This is a genomic window from Rhizobium metallidurans (assembly GCF_014196505.1).
GTDB lineage: Bacteria > Pseudomonadota > Alphaproteobacteria > Rhizobiales > Rhizobiaceae > Rhizobium > Rhizobium metallidurans.
Map to the genome: position 1 here is coordinate 1 of NZ_JACIDW010000027.1, position 16,225 is coordinate 16,225.

Annotated in this window: 17 protein-coding genes; 3 read left to right on the forward strand and 14 right to left on the reverse strand. The window is 58.2% G+C overall.

The features are described 5' to 3' along the window. The first annotated feature begins 176 nt into the window (after positions 1-176). The gene (locus GGQ67_RS22815) at positions 177-1,316 is read left to right on the forward strand and encodes an RHE_PE00001 family protein (RefSeq protein WP_183902423.1); all 1,140 of its coding nucleotides are present in this window, start codon (positions 177-179) and stop codon (positions 1,314-1,316) included. 52 nt (positions 1,317-1,368) lie between these two features. Here the strand turns inward: GGQ67_RS22815 and GGQ67_RS22820 are convergent, their stop codons facing one another. Together GGQ67_RS22820 and GGQ67_RS22825 are read right to left on the reverse strand one after the other, a co-directional pair. Next, the gene (locus tag GGQ67_RS22820) at positions 1,369-2,850 is read right to left on the reverse strand and encodes a macro domain-containing protein (RefSeq protein WP_183902424.1); all 1,482 of its coding nucleotides are present in this window, start codon (positions 2,848-2,850) and stop codon (positions 1,369-1,371) included. A 20-nt stretch (positions 2,851-2,870) separates the two neighbouring features. Continuing rightward, positions 2,871-4,109, reverse strand: coding sequence for a DUF4433 domain-containing protein (locus GGQ67_RS22825; RefSeq protein WP_183902425.1), 1,239 nt, complete (start codon positions 4,107-4,109; stop codon positions 2,871-2,873). A gap of 99 nt (positions 4,110-4,208) precedes the next feature. Between GGQ67_RS22825 and istA the strand changes: the two genes are divergently transcribed. Continuing rightward, positions 4,209-5,729 carry an IS21 family transposase gene (gene istA, locus GGQ67_RS22830; RefSeq protein ID WP_183902426.1) on the forward strand — a complete coding sequence of 507 codons (1,521 nt, stop codon included), beginning with the start codon at positions 4,209-4,211 and terminating at the stop codon, positions 5,727-5,729. After that, complete coding sequence (gene istB, locus GGQ67_RS22835; protein ID WP_183902427.1) at positions 5,719-6,513, forward strand: IS21-like element helper ATPase IstB; 795 nt, start codon at positions 5,719-5,721, stop codon at positions 6,511-6,513. Before istA ends, istB begins: the two co-directional genes overlap by 11 nt. Here the strand turns inward: istB and GGQ67_RS25550 are convergent, their stop codons facing one another. The 12 genes from GGQ67_RS25550 to GGQ67_RS22895 all read right to left on the reverse strand — a co-directional run bounded on the left by GGQ67_RS25550 (position 6,514) and on the right by GGQ67_RS22895 (position 16,012). Next, on the reverse strand, positions 6,514-6,684 hold the full coding sequence (locus GGQ67_RS25550; RefSeq protein WP_183902428.1) for a transglutaminase N-terminal domain-containing protein: 171 nt from the start codon (positions 6,682-6,684) through the stop codon (positions 6,514-6,516). It lies immediately after the preceding gene. A gap of 454 nt (positions 6,685-7,138) precedes the next feature. Beyond that, a complete protein-coding gene (locus GGQ67_RS25395) occupies positions 7,139-7,588 on the reverse strand; it encodes a hypothetical protein (protein ID WP_246400283.1) in 450 nt (149 codons plus the stop codon). 393 nt (positions 7,589-7,981) lie between these two features. Beyond that, on the reverse strand, positions 7,982-8,185 hold the full coding sequence (locus GGQ67_RS22850) for a hypothetical protein (RefSeq protein ID WP_183902429.1): 204 nt from the start codon (positions 8,183-8,185) through the stop codon (positions 7,982-7,984). A gap of 66 nt (positions 8,186-8,251) precedes the next feature. Beyond that, complete coding sequence (locus GGQ67_RS22855; protein ID WP_183902430.1) at positions 8,252-8,389, reverse strand: hypothetical protein; 138 nt, start codon at positions 8,387-8,389, stop codon at positions 8,252-8,254. 85 nt (positions 8,390-8,474) lie between these two features. Beyond that, complete coding sequence (locus tag GGQ67_RS22860) at positions 8,475-8,702, reverse strand: hypothetical protein (RefSeq protein ID WP_183902431.1); 228 nt, start codon at positions 8,700-8,702, stop codon at positions 8,475-8,477. 293 nt (positions 8,703-8,995) lie between these two features. Next, on the reverse strand, positions 8,996-9,205 hold the full coding sequence (locus tag GGQ67_RS22865) for a cold-shock protein (RefSeq protein ID WP_029870033.1): 210 nt from the start codon (positions 9,203-9,205) through the stop codon (positions 8,996-8,998). A 479-nt stretch (positions 9,206-9,684) separates the two neighbouring features. Beyond that, positions 9,685-9,816, reverse strand: coding sequence for a PHB depolymerase family esterase (locus GGQ67_RS22870; protein ID WP_183902432.1), 132 nt, complete (start codon positions 9,814-9,816; stop codon positions 9,685-9,687). A gap of 133 nt (positions 9,817-9,949) precedes the next feature. Beyond that, a complete protein-coding gene (locus tag GGQ67_RS22875) occupies positions 9,950-11,011 on the reverse strand; it encodes a fatty acid desaturase (protein ID WP_183902433.1) in 1,062 nt (353 codons plus the stop codon). Beyond that, positions 11,008-11,148: a DUF4167 domain-containing protein gene (locus GGQ67_RS25685; protein ID WP_183902434.1), complete on the reverse strand. Its 141-nt coding sequence runs from the start codon at positions 11,146-11,148 to the stop codon at positions 11,008-11,010. The genes GGQ67_RS22875 and GGQ67_RS25685 overlap by 4 nt, the downstream gene beginning before the upstream one ends. 302 nt (positions 11,149-11,450) lie before the next feature. Further along, the gene (locus GGQ67_RS22885) at positions 11,451-12,749 is read right to left on the reverse strand and encodes a glycoside hydrolase family 130 protein (protein ID WP_183902435.1); all 1,299 of its coding nucleotides are present in this window, start codon (positions 12,747-12,749) and stop codon (positions 11,451-11,453) included. Positions 12,750-12,779: 30 nt separating this feature from the next. Then, on the reverse strand, positions 12,780-15,062 hold the full coding sequence (locus GGQ67_RS22890; RefSeq protein WP_183902436.1) for a glycosyltransferase family 4 protein: 2,283 nt from the start codon (positions 15,060-15,062) through the stop codon (positions 12,780-12,782). Then, positions 15,059-16,012, reverse strand: coding sequence for a class I mannose-6-phosphate isomerase (locus tag GGQ67_RS22895; protein ID WP_183902437.1), 954 nt, complete (start codon positions 16,010-16,012; stop codon positions 15,059-15,061). Before GGQ67_RS22895 ends, GGQ67_RS22890 begins: the two co-directional genes overlap by 4 nt. Positions 16,013-16,225 lie beyond the last annotated feature (213 nt).

A 16,225-nucleotide genomic window follows, 5' to 3' on the forward strand; every position in this document is an offset into this window, starting at 1 on the left:
AATCGCCGGAAATGTGGGGAATCCGCTGAATCAGGATGGCCGACAGGCAATGTTCTTGGTTCAGATGGCTCACTTCCGATAAGGGATACTTATCGATGGTTAGAACCTCAACCCGCGACCGTACCATGTGAGGAACCACAACATTGCTATAGAGTTCCTTTAGCAAATCATTTACCATGATTTCAATGGCTTATGATCTCGCGAAAATCGGCATGACAGCCCTGATGGAGCCGGCATTCGACGCTGGTGTCGCGTTGACCCGTCTCGACGAACGCATTGCCCGTTCGGCGGTCGGGGCAGGCTGTATTGAGCGTATGCATTTCGCCGACGCCTCCGCCTCGCTGTGGATCGACGGCGAACTCGTCCACCTCGAAGACCTCGTCCTCCACGACGCCACGAAGGATATTCGCACACCGACCCATGAGCTGACAATCGCCCGCGACGTCCTGCGCACTCGCCGGCGGATCGCCGGCCAATCCCCGGATTGGGCGCTTTCGGCCGACGGCATTCGAACGCTCCGGCAAACTGAACCAGTGGCGTCGATCGGCGCCGACGAGGCAGAGGCGGACGGCGCCGCCCGGCGCGCCGTCGCGATCGATGTGGTAGGGGAGGGGGAAGACGCGGACGGTGGCGACGATCTTCCCGGTGTCGACTATGCCGCCATCGATGCGGTACTTGCCCGATCGGAGGCCGCGATCGAAAACGCAACGCGGCCCGGCCGCGCCATCGCGGCAGACAGAGACGCACTGGTCTATGATCTCGATTGGGACGAGGATGCCCGGCTCGATGAATGGCGTGGCGTGTTGCGCCAGGCCGAACACCTGCCGGCGGTGCTGCAGGCCATCGTCGCCCTCGATGCCTGGAACGAGCTTGCCGTGCTGCAGCACGCGCCCTGGCTCGGCCGGTTGTTTTGCGCCTCGATCCTGCGCCAGGCCGGGGTCACCACCGGCACCCATCTCGCCGCCATCAACCTTGGCCTGAAAACCATTCCCGTCGATCGGCGCCGGCATCGGGACCGGGAGACCCGGCTGCTGGCTATTGCCCACGGCCTGATCGCGGCCGCCGAGATAGGTCTCAAAGAGCATGACCGGCTGGCGCTCGCCCGAACACTGATGGACCGAAAGCTGGACGGACGCCGGACGTCTTCAAAACTGCCCGAGTTGGCCGAGCTGGTGATGGCGAAGCCGTTGGTGTCGGCCGGGATGGTGGCGAAGACGCTCGACGTGACGCCGCAGGCGGCGCGACGGATCGTTTTGGAGCTGGGCCTCAGGGAGATGACGGGCAGGGGGAGGTTTCGGGCGTGGGGAATTCTCTAAGTCTGGTCCATCGTCCGCAAGGTTCACGGGCCTGCAGCTGCAGCGACCTCATTCAGTTTCCGATAAGCCCCGCCTCGGCCCCGTCATCGTCCGGTTCGGTGGAATCGACCGGCCGCGCCTTTGTTGGTGGCGGACTATCTTGCGAAATACTCTCCCGCCTAAAACCAAGCTCAATCAAACGATGAAGATCATCGTCATCGACGTCGGACGACAGCTGCACCGTCAGCGCGCGAACCCCTGAAGCAGCCCTCAGCAACGCTTCCAGCAACTCACGTTTCGTCTCTTCAGAAATCCCGTTGAAGGAAAGACTTAAGCTGTTCTCGCGACCAGTTTCAGGCACTCGCACGTCTTGACGCAGGTCTTCGCTCTGGTCTCTGGGTGGAGTTGACAAACGGTTTCGAAGTGCCGTCAGCAAATGGTCGAGATTAGGTGCTCCGGTTTCTCCGCGCCGACCAATCGGCTGCGCGCCGATTCTATCCAGCGTCTCACGCACAAAGGATGAGGAGTGTTCGTATCGAACATATGAGATCGACGCTTGAGCCCACTTCTCTGATCCTCTGTTGGTCAACCATTCAGGTTCCGGGTCCGAGAGAAGGGCTGCTTCAGCGTTTGCACGAAGCATGTCCATCGTCTGGGCGAACAACGGGCGGCTCCATTTGGAATTGGGAGGCGCGCTCGATGCAATCGTAAGCGGGTGAGATCGACCGATGTCATGTATTTTCGCTAGCGGTTTGCGGGTCAAAACACCAAATGGGAGAAGCAGGACCGTTGCAACGCCCTGTTGCGCGAACAGGTCGGCGATCTCCTCGCTGATTTTTGTTCCGTAAGCGAGCGCGACGGTAACGTTTGCCCCGGAGACCGCGAGTTCCGCGGCGATGGATTGCAGCGCTTTCATTTCCCGCTCGCCCGGCTGGCGCGAAGGCAGAAGCGCCAACCATTTACGTGTCAGCAGATCTTGCCGACCCATCACGAACAGGAGACCTGTGGGATTCGATGCGGAGGGATGGTTATTTAGGACTTTGTATCCCAACTGCTCAACGCTACCTCGTTCGTCCGAGGAAGGTTGCGTCACACTCTTGCCAGCTCTCAGGGATGCTGCGGGCTCAAAAACGAAGACATGAGCGTTCACTCCGCCAAGCTTTTGACGGATCATTTCGGATACGCGGTCCCAATCTAATCCTCCATGACCGCATCCCAAAGCAGGCAGGGCAACCGTTACCGGCCCGACGGTATCAAGGTAGGCACGGAGATCATCTAAACCGGCATCGATGTCCTCATATCGCGAAGGGTCGCGCCAATCGCGTTTCGTAGGAAAATTTACGACCCAATCGCCGCTTAGAGATTTCCATACGTGCATCTTTCCAGGTCGCACACGGCCAGCTTTGCAGTCATCTCGATACTCCTTGAACATTTCGGGATAGTGCTGCTTGAACGCCAAGGCGACACCGGCACCCATGACACCGACACAGTTGACCGTGTTCACGCGAATGTCGGCCTTTGTGTCGAATAGGTCGCCTTGTATAAAATCCAGCATCGCTCTACCGTCAAACCTTCCTAAATTGCTGCCAAGCACCGTCGGTAAACCAGATCAGCTTTCGCCTGATCCCACCAGTGCTCCTGTAGCGACAGGACGTCCGCTTGACCAAGGACGAAGAGCATATCGAGCTCGTCTTTGTCATCGACGACATCGATGATTTGCCGTTCGTCTCGGTCGCGGCCTAAGACATCACCAACTAGATCATGATAGCACACCAATTTCATCAACGTCGCCGCCGAGTTTGGCTTTACGGTTCCAACATGTTTGGTGAGGATCTCGGCCATCATCGGCATGGCGCCGACGGGATGATTGGGATCAACCTTCTGAAGGCCTCCATTGCTGGTCCACCGTGCCTTCGGACCTTTTCCGATATCGTGCAAATAAGCGGCAATCTCGGCGAGCTTCTTTTGCCTGTCTCCGAGGGCCGCATATCTCGGTAGATTGACAAGGCGCTCAACGACGTCTTTGGTATGCAAATCAACAGTCTGTTTGTGGATACCAGCATTGGCGGATGCTAAACCCACGAGTTCGGCGGTGTGCGGGACGCAGCCGAAATTGGCGCGAAGTCCAGCGAGCAGCGCGGTGAGGTTTTTGAAGTCTGCGGTCGCGACGTGCTTCCCACCGTTCTGAATGACGTGATCCCTGTAATGGTTATAGTGCAGGAGTATCTCGCCCGGTCCTTTAACCAGGCTCGTGCCGTCTTTTAGTTCTAGGTTTTTGTAGTAATGCCTGCGGTTTCGATCCTCGAACTCGATGGCGGGAAATGCCGAATTGCCAACGATCTGCTGAACCCGCTTTTTCACGCTATCGTTCCAGACGACACAGCGCGAGGCGGCGGTAACTGGAACATGGCCGTGTACGAGAGCCTCAGCCATGCGCCGGTGACGGTGCGCTTCATCCAGGCTCCCCCACTTCGTATAATCAATCGCGGCCCAATCGAGCTGATCGAGTTGATCGCCTGATGCGTAGAATTGTGGAGGAATCGCGGTGTTCGCCGATGCGTTTGTAAAGACGGTGTCCGGCCGATCGACGATAGAGATCGGGAACTCAAAATAAAGAATGTCGTATTGATCAACGTTCTTCGCGTTCACCACGCCGAGGAGCATCGGGCTCAAAGCACCAAAATAGAACGGCACGTAGTCATGTACGCAACCTCCAGGTCCGCAAGTGACATTCATCGTGGCGCGGCGCTCCTGGATCCCCGCAGAAGCGATGGATCGGTGTCGTCTGGGAAAGGCGTGATTGTTGGTTTCCACGCGGAACTGAGCCGGTTAGGCGCATAATTTCCATTGAGAATTGAGCCATGTGAACCTTCCCCCAACGCGGTGAGCGACAGGGGCAACGGAGTGATCCACATGGGACTTTTAAACATCATCCGTCGGATGGCACTGCGCGAGAAGTTGTCGGTGCGCGAGATCAGCCGACGAACCGGATTGTCGCGCAATACGATCGCAAAGTATTTGAACGCTGGTACGATCGAGCCGACGTTCACGGTACCGGAACGACCGAGCAAGCTCGACCCTTTTGCCGACAAACTGGCGGGCTGGCTGAAGACCGAGGCCGGGAAGTCGCGCAAGCAGCGCCGAACGCTGAAGCAGCTTCATGCTGATCTGACGGCTCTCGGCTTTACCGGCTCCTATGGTCGGGTCGCCGCGTTCGCCCGTGACTGGCGGGTCGAGCAGCAGACAGCGGGCCGCGGCATATTCGTTCCTCTGTCTTTCCGCCCAGGCGAAGCATTCCAATTCGATTGGAGTGAAGATTATGCCGTGATCGGCGGCGAACGCACGAAGCTGCAGGTCGCCCATATCAAGCTATCGCACAGCCGGGCGTTTCTGATCAGGGCTTACCTGCTGCAAACACACGAGATGCTCTTCGATGCCCACTGGCACGGCTTCCGGGTGTTCGGCGGTGTGCCTGGTCGCGGCATTTACGATAACATGAAGACGGCGGTCGATCGCGTCGGTCGCGGTAAGGAGCGGCAGGTCAATATCCGTTTCCTGGCGATGACGAACCACTACGTCTTCGCGCCTGAGTTTTGCAATCCCGCCGCGGGTTGGGAAAAGGGTCAGGTCGAGAAGAACGTCCAGGATGCCCGACCTCGTCTGTGGCAGCAGATGCCGGACTTTCCGGATTTGGCGACATTAAATGCCTGGCTGGAACAGCATTGCCAGAACCTGTGGCGCGAGACAGCGCATGGCACCTTGCCAGGTACGATCGCGGACGTCTGGTCGGCGGAACGCCCGGTATTGATGGCGCTGCCTACCGCGTTTGACGGCTTCGTTGAGCAGAGCAAGCGCGTCTCTCCAACATGCCTGATTACTTTCGAACGGAACCGCTACAGCGTGCCTGCGTCTTTTGCGAACCGGCCTGTCAGCCTGCGGATTTATCCGGAGCGACTGGTCGTGGTAGCCGAAGGCAATATCCTCTGCGAACATCCGCGGATCATAGAACGCAGCCACGACAAACCGCCACGAACGATTTACGACTGGCGACACTATCTTGCCGTGATCCAGCGCAAACCCGGTGCCCTTCGAAACGGTGCACCCTTTCTGGAATTGCCGTTGGCATTCCGGCAATTGCAGGACCAGATGCTTCGCCGCCCCGGCGGTGACCGAGAAATGGCCGACATCCTCGCTCTTGTCCTTCATCACGATGAGCAGGTCGTTGTCAGAGCCGTGGAATTGGCCCTGGATGCGGGCGTGGCCACCAAGACGCATGTGCTGAATCTGCTGCACCGGCTGATCGACGGCAAGACGACCGACGGTCCCGATATCGACACGCCACAGGCGCTGACCCTGCTTCACGAACCCAAGGCGAATGTCGAACGCTATGATGGTCTGCGTCTCCGGATCGCAGGAGGTCGCCATGCGTCATGATCCTGCCAGTGCGGCCGTCGTCATCATGCTGCGTAGCCTGAAGATGTATGGCATGGCCCAGGCCGTCACGGACCTGATCGAGCAAGGGGCTCCAGCTTTTGATGCGGCCGTGCCCATCCTGTCCCAGTTGCTGAAGGCCGAGATGGCCGAGCGCGAGGTTCGCTCCATCGCCTATCACATGAAGGCTGCTCGCTTCCCGGCCTACAAGGACATCTCCGGCTTCGACTTCGCCGCCGGCGAGATCAACGAAGCGACCGTGCGCCAATTGCACCGATGCGAGTTCATGGACGGGGCGCAGAATATCGTTCTTGTCGGCGGACCTGGCACAGGAAAAACACATGTGGCGACGGCTCTTGGCGTTCAGGCGATCGAGCATCATCGCCGAAAGGTCCGCTTCTTCTCCACAATCGAACTGGTCAATGCGCTCGAGCAGGAGAAAGCCAAAGGAAAGGCGGGCCAGATCGCCGAGACCCTTGTTCGCCTCGATCTGCTCATCCTGGACGAGTTGGGATACCTCCCGTTCAGCGCCTCCGGCGGAGCGCTGCTCTTCCACCTGCTGAGCAAGCTCTACGAGCGCACCAGCGTCGTTATCACCACCAATCTTAGCTTCAGCGAATGGGCCTCGGTCTTCGGTGATGCCAAGATGACAACCGCTCTCCTCGACCGCCTGACCCACCGTTGTCATATCTTAGAAACCGGAAACGACAGCTTCCGCTTCAAAGCCAGCTCGGCCGCAGCAGCCCAAAAGAGAGGAGAAAAAGCTAATCCCTTGACCAAAGCCTGATCAGAAAACCATACTTAGAGGTGGCTCACTTCTCGGTGGAAAAACCGGCTCAGTTCCGCGTGAAAACCAACAGCGGCCCTCACGTGGCCTGAGCATAAGGCGGTGCGGCGACAGCGACACCTTCTCTCGAAAAGCGTAGGTCGTACGATGATGAATGTTGAGCATCGGCATAGCAACGGACCCTAAAAGCTGATGGCGAGGCTGCTGACGAATCCTTCCGCGTGCGGCACCGGCTGATTAACGCATCAATCCGGCAGCCAAGCGCATCGTTGATCACCTTGCCGGCGTCTCGAACGGCCCGACCGCCGGCGTTGTGGACCGCGCTCGGCTTTGCATAATCGATTGCACTTCTGAAGACGTCCGTCGCCCAGCCATACGGCCCTTCGTGCGTAGCGGCAATCTCGGTGAGATTCGTATTGCCTCATGGGGGAAAGCTGAACCGGGAAGCGATAGCGGTAAGTCGTGCGGTGTCGTATGGAAAGCTTCGGCATGCCCTCTCCTTGTCAGCGCGGCGTGACTGCAAACCGGTCCACTCTATCAGACTTGAGCTGGCGAAACGCCCACGGCTCTGCGTTGTCCGTTGCCGAGCTCGGGGACTCATCACAAGACCCCATTGCCCTTCGGATCAGTCGTCGCTGATCGATGGAAGATGCAGCTTGACCTCGCGGCGCTTCTTTTCATCCAGAGGCTCGATATGCTCCTTCCAGAATGACGATGCCATGGCTGGTTCATCGTCCCACTTTCGCGTGCTGACGATGTTGTCGTCGACTTTCACGCGCCGACGCCCGCCCAGGCGCAGGTACTCCTCCGCCAGCCGCAGGGATGGCGTCTGAGCATCGTCGCGAATACCGGTATCTTCGCTGCTTTTATTCTTCTCCAGAAACACGACCAGTGCCTCACGCTCGGGACCGAAGGGCTGCTGGTTCAAGAAAGCATCGACCGACGAACTTGTCTCGTGGCCGCCAGAGGATGCGTTCCCCCGGTGGAGGACGAAAAGCCTGTTGGTCGCAGCGTCTTTTCCAACGAACCACTTGTCTCCATTCGAACTCGAAGCAAATTCTTGCAGATCGGTCATGTCTTACTCCTCTTTTTCAGCTGTCAGTTCATAGGACACGGAAAGCCACGGCCAATCGGATCGGCCTGGTCGCGACGGTGTCCCGGATCTCTGAGCGTCGCAGATTAAATCTTATGCCGGCGTCCCAAGAGTAAGTCAGACCTGTCGCCGATCAAGCGAGCCGGCGTGAAAGTGGGTAGCCTGGCGCGTCATAGAGCGCGCGAATCTGGTTTTGATCAAAACGCTCCTCGTCAATCTCCAACATAGAGCCACGCTGCTGACTGTTTGGCATGTCCTCTACGGCGAAACGGAGGGCTTCGGCAGCTGTCTCGAACCGCCGATAGCGAGGGCCGCTTATTCCAGCTTTCGACTTGCCGGCGTAAAGTCCAGCTCCGCCCGTATAATCGAACCGGGTCACATTTGCGCCCTCGCGGTTGCGACAGGATGACGGGGGCGACGGGCGGCATCTCGGACGGTTCGTTCGCTGTCGCGCAGTTCGCGCTTCCGCAGTTGCATCCGTTTTCGAAGGTTGAAGAGCTTTTCGGCACTGGAACCGACTTCGGCGGCAGGTGAACGAAACAGCGCTTCTGCCGATTTTTGGGTGGTGTAGTTTGTCATTTTGTCCTCGAATAATGAGCGCGGTATCGCGCCCCTTGCGATGATATTGGGGGTGACAGCTCCGAGCTATTTCTTGCTGACGCTCGTCGTGTGGCCGCCCGTGAGCTTGACCTGCGAGCCAGATGGCGCGGGTGCCGCTGCTGCGGATTTGTCTTTTTTCGGTTTACGGATTTCGCGGTTGCTACGCGTTTGGCCTTTGGCCATGGGCTTATCCTTCGGCGCCCGGATAAATGTCGGCGCTGTTTGAGCTGGAGTGATTTGGGTCCGCGTCTGTCTCGAAGCGAATTTGTTAAACTGGGAGGAGCGTCGTGCCGTGAAGTATCGTCCGCATGCGGGTTTTTCCGCCGACACCGAAATTGGGAAAGGCTCTCATCGCCGCCAAGGGCAGATTTCGCGGAGCGTCGCCGGTGACCGCGGTTTTGAGAAGCGCGCCGAGGGCCACTTGTTCATAATATCCGAACGCATTCGAACGAGCCAGATTTTGTGAAACGTGGCCGGAATACTCGTTGGAAGACATCGCGTCCTCCTCTCGGTTGGGTAAGGCCGCCGGAACGACAGCGATGCCTATGATGCGGCTATTGCGTCTGCCACATGCCTGCCTCGCCGTTTGGGCAGGCTATTGTCATTTCTGCCTGCCACGCCGCTTAAGCCAAGGAGCGGTCGAAACTGAACCTACCCTTGCGGATGCTTCGGAGATTACGATTGCCAATCTCTGTGGCGGGAAAACAAAAGGCCGGGCATGACCCGACCTCTCACAGTCATTCAGCTTTGCTGCCAGTACATCCGTGGTCAGCGGTGCTAATGACCTTATTACGCCGCCTGAAGGTTGTCGGCAGAGTTCTTGCCAGACTTGCGGTCCTGGACGATGTCATAGGTGATCTTCTGACCATCCGAGAGTGAACGCATTCCGGCGCGCTCGACGGCAGACACATGCACGAAGACATCCGTGCTGCCATTGTCAGGCTGAATGAAGCCGAAGCCCTTGGTGGAGTTAAACCACTTCACAGTACCAGTGTTCATAACGATTTCCTTTCGAAGCAATCGTTGTGGTTCCCGCGATGCCTTGCGGGATAAGATCGATTATTTGAGAGGAAATCCGACGGGAGCATAGAGCTCTGGAACGACGTCACAAGCATTGGTCGATAAACAATATATAGGCTCAATTTTTGGTTTTGCAATGCCTATCTTTTTTTCTAAGCTCCTGCTGTCTTGGTCGTATCGAACCTGGGTCGCCCAACCAGCCTCGCGTGCAGTCAATGCCGGCGTCCAGCATGCGGCCCTGAATTTTCCAAAGGACTTTCGCTGTTAACGGCAAGGTACACCGTGGACCATGCCCTTGATGAGATTGATCTCGATGACGGGTTTGCCGCTCTCATTGAGCCAGTTCTTACGACTATCGCCATTGATGGCTCGATCACATCCGGTGCGTCGGAGACCTTGGTGCACGATGGCCCACTGATGGACCATCTGCTCGGCATTTCGATAGCCTGCCCTCCGCCTTAGGCAGTTCCATCATTAAGCCCGCCGATGATCGCGCCGGCAGCTAACAATTCGGGATAGGTCGCCAGCATGACGTTCGCGATCGCGTCTCCGGCGGACGATCCGATGATGACGATCTTATCAGGATCCAACCGTGCGACTCGACGACGTCTTCTATTATCTCGCGGATCGACAGAGCTTCACCAGCCTGGCCCCGGATTGCGTGGTTCGAGCCCGTTGAAACACAGGTTGGCGTTCGGATGGTCGGCGGGTAAAGCCGGCACTTCAGCAAACGGGGGTCGAAGAGAAGTTCCTCAACCGCGCGACAGCGGCCGCTTCACGAAACGAGACCAATCGCCGGCTTCCTTCGTCCCACAGGACCAACTTCACGCATTGCAAACTTTGCCACAGCGTGATCCTGCCGATTTCGCCGAGTTCCGGATGGTTTCGAAGGACTTCCGGCAGGCGATAGTAGGGAACCTTGCTGGAGAGGTGGTGCACGTGGTGAATGCCGATGTTGCCGGTCAGCCAGCGCAGAGGCCGCGGCAGGTCATAGTGCGAAGCTCCGTGCAGGGCGGCTTTTGGAAATTGCCATTCCGGCTCCTTCGACCAGTGTGTCTCCTCGAATTGATGCTGCACGTAGAATAGCCAGACGCCGATCGAACCCGCGAGAAGGACAATCGGTAGGTGGACGACTAGAAAGGAGACAGGGCCGATCACCCAGATCAGGAGCGCGGCGATCACCGCCACCGCAACGTTGGTGGCCATCGTCGATATCCAGGGAAGCACGCCCTCGCGCATCATACCCATCGGCAGGCGTTGCTGGAAGAGGAAAAGCCAGGCCGGGCCGATGCCAAACATCACCAGCGGATGCCGATAAAGGCGATATCCAATCCGTCCCCAGCGCGACCGTCCATAATATTCTGTCACGGTGAGAGTGGTGATATCTCCGACGCCGCGCTCATCAAGATTGCCGGCCGACGCGTGGTGCGTGGCATGCGCCCTGCGCCAATAGTCATACGGAGTCAGCGTAAGGACGCCGAGAACGCGTCCTGTCCAGTCATCGAAGCGCCTGCGTGCAAAGAAGGAGCCATGGCCGCAATCGTGCTGGATCATGAACAGCCGCAGCAGGAATCCGGCCGCCGGGACGATCAGGATCAGGCCCCACCAGAAGCCGTAATGAACCGCCAACCAGGTCAGCGTCCAGAAAGCGGTGAAAGGGATGGCTGTGATCGTCAACTCGAACACGCTGCGGCCCGCATGCGGCGTGCGATATTTGGCAAGGATTTTGAGCCAGGCTTTTTCGTCCGGGGCTCCCCCGACAGGGTAGGTCGATTGCACGTTCATTGTTGCTGGCCGACTTTCTGCATGGCGGCCGTGCGATAAAAGTGTTCAGCGTGCTGATAAAGGTTCTCCGCCTCGACATGGTCACCGGATTGGGCGGCTTCTCCGGCTGAGACCATATATTGCTCATATCGTCTCATCAGGCTGTGCGGGCTCGATATTACTGTTGCATCCGCGGTGGCCCGAGCACGGCTGCTGGCAGACGGAGTATAATTTCGGCGTGGTGATTTCAAAAGAACAATTCAAGCCGTGATGAGGCTTGCTCCATAAAGGTCGCGATTTCGGGATTGATTGACGGCGACTACCATTGGCAAACTCGCCAATGGTATCGCCCTTTGGGGCGGCATCGCAGTTCGGCTGCCATATACTGTGGCATTGCGGCGGTTTGATGTTGCCTGGCTTCCCGTGTCGGCACCAAACGATGATAGCCCCATGCAGAGAGTCAGCCGGTCAGCGTGTCCAGCAGGTCGGCGATCTTGATCGTCGAGAAGTTCGAGAACGTGTCACAGATGGCGTAAGGTAGCACGATCTGATCGTTGTGGCGCATGGCGCCGCACGTGTAGACGACGTTTGGAACATATCCCTCCCGTTCCGACGGCTCCGGGTGAACGAGCGGCTCTTTCGAGCGGGCGAGAACTTTGGACGGATCGCGCTTGTCGAGAAGGGCTGCGCCGATTGCGTATCTTCGCACGGGGCCGACCCCGTGTGTGAGAAGTAACCAACCCTCGTCGAGTTCGATCGGCGATCCGCAATTGCCCATCTGCACGAATTCCCATGGAAATTTCGGGCCAAGAATGATCTCGCCGCCATTCCAGACGTGGAGGTCGTTGGAGCGGATGAGATAAAGGTTTTCATTGTCCTGGCGACCGATCATCGCATATTGGTCGTCGATCTTTCGCGGGAATAAAGCCATTCCCTTGCTCTTGGCGGCTGTCCCGGCGAGAGGCGTCATCCGAAACGACAGAAAATCTTTGGTCTCGAGGAGCTCGGAGCGAATGTCTCTGCCATCATAGGCCGTATAGGTGGCGTAGTAGGTTCTTTGCCCAGCCTCTTCGAACTCGACTAAGCGAGCATCCTCGATGCCGTTCGACTGCGCGGCGGTCATCGGAAATATCACTCGTTCGCTGATTGGCTGTTCGGAGGAAAATTTCAGTTCCAAAGGCTCGTCGGGCGATGAAGGCGAGGGGTTGTCGAACGAGGGAATGGACGCAAGCCGCGCCGTGGGTTCGATGTCCACGGTGCCATTCTGATCGACAATTCCCGATCTGAAGGTGAGAGACGAAACATGTCCTTCGCCGACCGCACGCAGGCTTAGGATAAAGCGCTTGCTGCCGCGCGGCACGCCCGACTGATCCGCGTGGGCGACTATGCTCGGATTGAACAAAGCGGATGCCTCGAAGGAGTATTCGTGCATGAAGTATGCGCCGACGAGTTGGCGTTGCACCTTGGTGAACGCAATGTGAGGCGCGAACGCCTCTTCCATTTCGTTAGCGCGCTTTTCGAACGTCGCCAGCAGATTGCGGTGTCTGCCCTCGAAGTTTTCAAGGATCTCGGCCAGTTGCAGCTCTGCGACCTCGCTGTCGAGCCCGAGCACACGATCAACGATGTGATTGGCTCGCGTCTTGTCTGTCGGTTTGAGATCTCGTGGTTCCGTGGCGGGTTTGAAGGGCCGCACCACGACGCGCGTGGGATCGGGTCGTAGGAAAAGTGCTTGGCGGTTGAGAAATGTTGTCTGTGACAAGATGATCTCGATCTGATTTGAGGCTGTGATTCATGCCGTCAGTGCGCGACGCTGGTCGAATGTCGACAGATGGCCACTGGCGCGTGAAAGTTTGCGAAATTCCACAAGGCCGAGGAGATAGCAGACTACGGATTCGCCGCCTCTGTTTTCATTGCGACGGGTCGGATGCAGACCGTCGCGGCAACTGCCTGTTTCGAGATCCACGACCGGCAATGAGAGATCGTTGCTGCCGAGGAACCAGGCGAAAGCCTTTGCAGCCTCTTCTTTCCATGTGGTGTCGTGGCTGACCCGCCATGCGGCATGACATGCGGCGATCGTCGCCGTCGCTTCCAGAGGCTGTTGATCGAAGAGCTTCACCTCTCCCGTCCGATCTGTAAATCCATCCGTGCCGATTGGCCTGAATAGTCCTTCAGGGCTCGTCTGTATCGTCATCAGCCATCGCAAGGATTTGAGCCCTGCTGCCACGCAATCGGGGCGTTCAGCACTCCATCCCGTCGCGATCAGGGCCTGAGACAGTCGGGCATTGTCGTAGGAGAGGTTCTCCTCGAACCAGTTCCAGCCCATTCTCTCGACACGATGGAAGATATCCATCAGCCTGTCGGCCAGTGTCAAACGGATCCGATGCGCGAGCATGTCGTGAGTCGAGGCTGCGCAATAGCCGTCCAGTCCCAAAAGCGCAAAGGCCCAGGCACGTGGCGAGCCGAAACCTTCAACGGTCGGCAATGCCTGCGCGAACAAGGCCGCGGCCCAGGCGCGCCGGGATGGGCTTGCGTCGCCGCGGGCGCATTCGCCAAGAGCCCAGAGCGTTCGGCCGTGGCTGTCCTCCGATCCTTTATCTTCCAGCCAGCGTCGGTCGAAGCCCATGAAGTTTCTAAAATGTTTCTCGTCAGGGTTCCAGGCGTGCTGCACGAAGGACGCGAAGCGCGCGGTGAGTGCCTCCGGCAACAGCCTCTCGCCAGGCCCGTTCAGGGAAACCGATAAGAGAAGCGCTCGGGCATTATCATCGACACAGTAGCCGTGCGCCCGATCCGGTACCGAATAGACGGCATGTTGAAACAGCCCCGTATCGTCGCACATCGACATGAAGTAGCCGAGCTGTGGCTCGGGGAGGGCAGGGGCCCTGCGCATCACGATGTTCTTCCGTGTTGCGGGCTGGCATGCGGGGTTTTCAGACGCCACCTGTGAGAACAATGCGAGATAGCGCTCTGCGGCCCTTTGCCATGTCATCGGTCGGCTGATTTGATATGCATGCCGGCGCATTGCGTCGCGTCTTGCGTCGTCGGTGAGAAGCGACGCGATCTCGCGTCCGATTGCCGACTCGTCGCCGAATGGGACAAGTACGCCGCGTCCCTCGGCCAGCAGTTCTTGCGCATGCCAGTAAGGTGTAGAGACGACGGCCTTCCCGAGGCCGAAGCTGTAAGCCAGAGTGCCCGATGTCATCTGGGCCGCATTGAGATAAGGCGTGGCATAGACATCGCACATGGAGATGAACTCTAGAAGCGTTGCCTTGTCGACGAAGCGATCGAGAAGCACCACGCTGTCCTCGATGCCCAGGTCGTTTACCCGCGTCACCAGGCTTTCGCGATAGGCTTCGCCTTGGTCGCGTACGAGATTGGGATGGGTTGCTCCGAGGATAACGTAAATCGCATCGGGCCGGTTTTCCAAGATCAAAGGCATGGCGTCGATCATGACCTCGATGCCTTTGTTTGGTGAGAGAAGCCCAAACGTCAGGATTACCGAGCGCCCGTCGAACCCCAGGCCAGCTTTCGCGACTGCCGGTTCCGAAAACGGCATGTCGGGAATTCCATGGGGAACGACTTCTATCTTGTCGGCCGGCACGTGATAGACCTCCGACAACAAAGTCCTGCCCTTTTCCGCCATGACCACCACTTTGGCAGACAGGTCGACGAGTTTGTTCAGGACGCGGCGCTGGCCGAGACTTGGCTCCGCCAGAACCGTGTGCAGCGTGGTGACGATCGGCATCTTCAACCGCGACAGCAGCGCAACGATATGATCTCCGTCCTCGCCGCCAAAAATTCCGAATTCGTGCTGCAGGCAAGCGACGTCGAAATTGCCGGCGTTCAGGACGTCTGCGGCATGAATATAATCGTCGAGGTTGTTATCGGCTATCGCGAGACGGACCTCCGGCGGGTAGTCGTAGACATGACCATGATCCGTCATAGCCACGATCGCCGTGGCGACACGGGCGGGAGATTTCGAAACGGCCTGCTGCAGATCCGTCGTGAAAGTGGCGATACCACAGCGGCGTGGTAAAGAATTGCCGATGAATGCGATATTTTTGAGCTGATTCATAGCGAAACTCCCGGCAGCCGGGATGGATCAACGCCGGGACCCGCGAGATAGCTGGTCGCCTCGGCGGGACCGGGCTTCGACAGGTCTTTGGCGGGGGGCTTACTCAGGAGCCCGATCGCGGGCGAGCTCGCTGCGGTGGCAATGAGCAAGACAATTCCGTCAGGCCCGACACGGATGTCAGCACGATCAGCTTCCGCGAAAAACCCATCGCCGATCCTCGCTGTCAGGGATCCGATTGCTCCGCCTCCCGCGACGACCAGAGCCCAACTTTCGCGGCTCGCCGTCAATTCCCAAACGGTGTCGGCAGGGAGGTCCAACCGTTCGAGGGTGAAGAACGGACAAGACATGAGCTCGGCGCGCTCGACGGTGATATGCCGTGGTAGCTTCCTGCTGCTTGCCGGTTCCAGCCGTGCCACGGCTATGGCTTGGTCAATATGCAGTTCTCGCGAACGTCCATGATCCCAGATGCGAAACGTAGTGTCGTTGCGCTGCTGGATTTCAGCAATGACCAGACCTGCACCGATGGCATGCACGGTGCCAGCCGGAACATAAAACACGTCACCGGCCGCGGCGTCCTGCCAGTCGAGAAGGCCGTCAATTGATCCGTCGAGCGCAGCGTTCCTGAATTCGAGCTGTGTCAGTGGCCGTTTGAGCCCCACGGCGACCTGCGCCCCGTCTTCCGCTGCCAACACATACCAGCCTTCGCTCTTGCCGCTTTTCATCCCCATCGACTTGGCGATAGCATCATCGGGATGAACCTGTATCGATAGTGTTTCCCCTGTAAACAGGAGCTTCAGGAGGAGTAGACGGTCCGGCCCTCCCTCTTCGCCACAGTCAAACGAGATTTCGCCGACCGGGCTATCCTGATGGTTTTTCGATGCCCATGGCCCGAGATCAAGACGACCCCATGGCTTGAGAATTGTTCTCACACTGGCGCGGTCGATTGTCATGGTGGTCTCCTTGATCTCGCCGCTAAGATCGGGGTGACCTGAGATCGGAGTGTGTTATTGCCGCTGCAGCGCTGTCCGTACGGATCTTGGAAACAGCAAGGGCTGCGAACGTGTCTGCGGCGCCGTGATCTTATCCTGGCTCGGCCGCGACAATTACGCAGCATCCGTGACTCATCAGCGGCCTCATGGGTTTCTTGCCGTTCGTATCCTGCC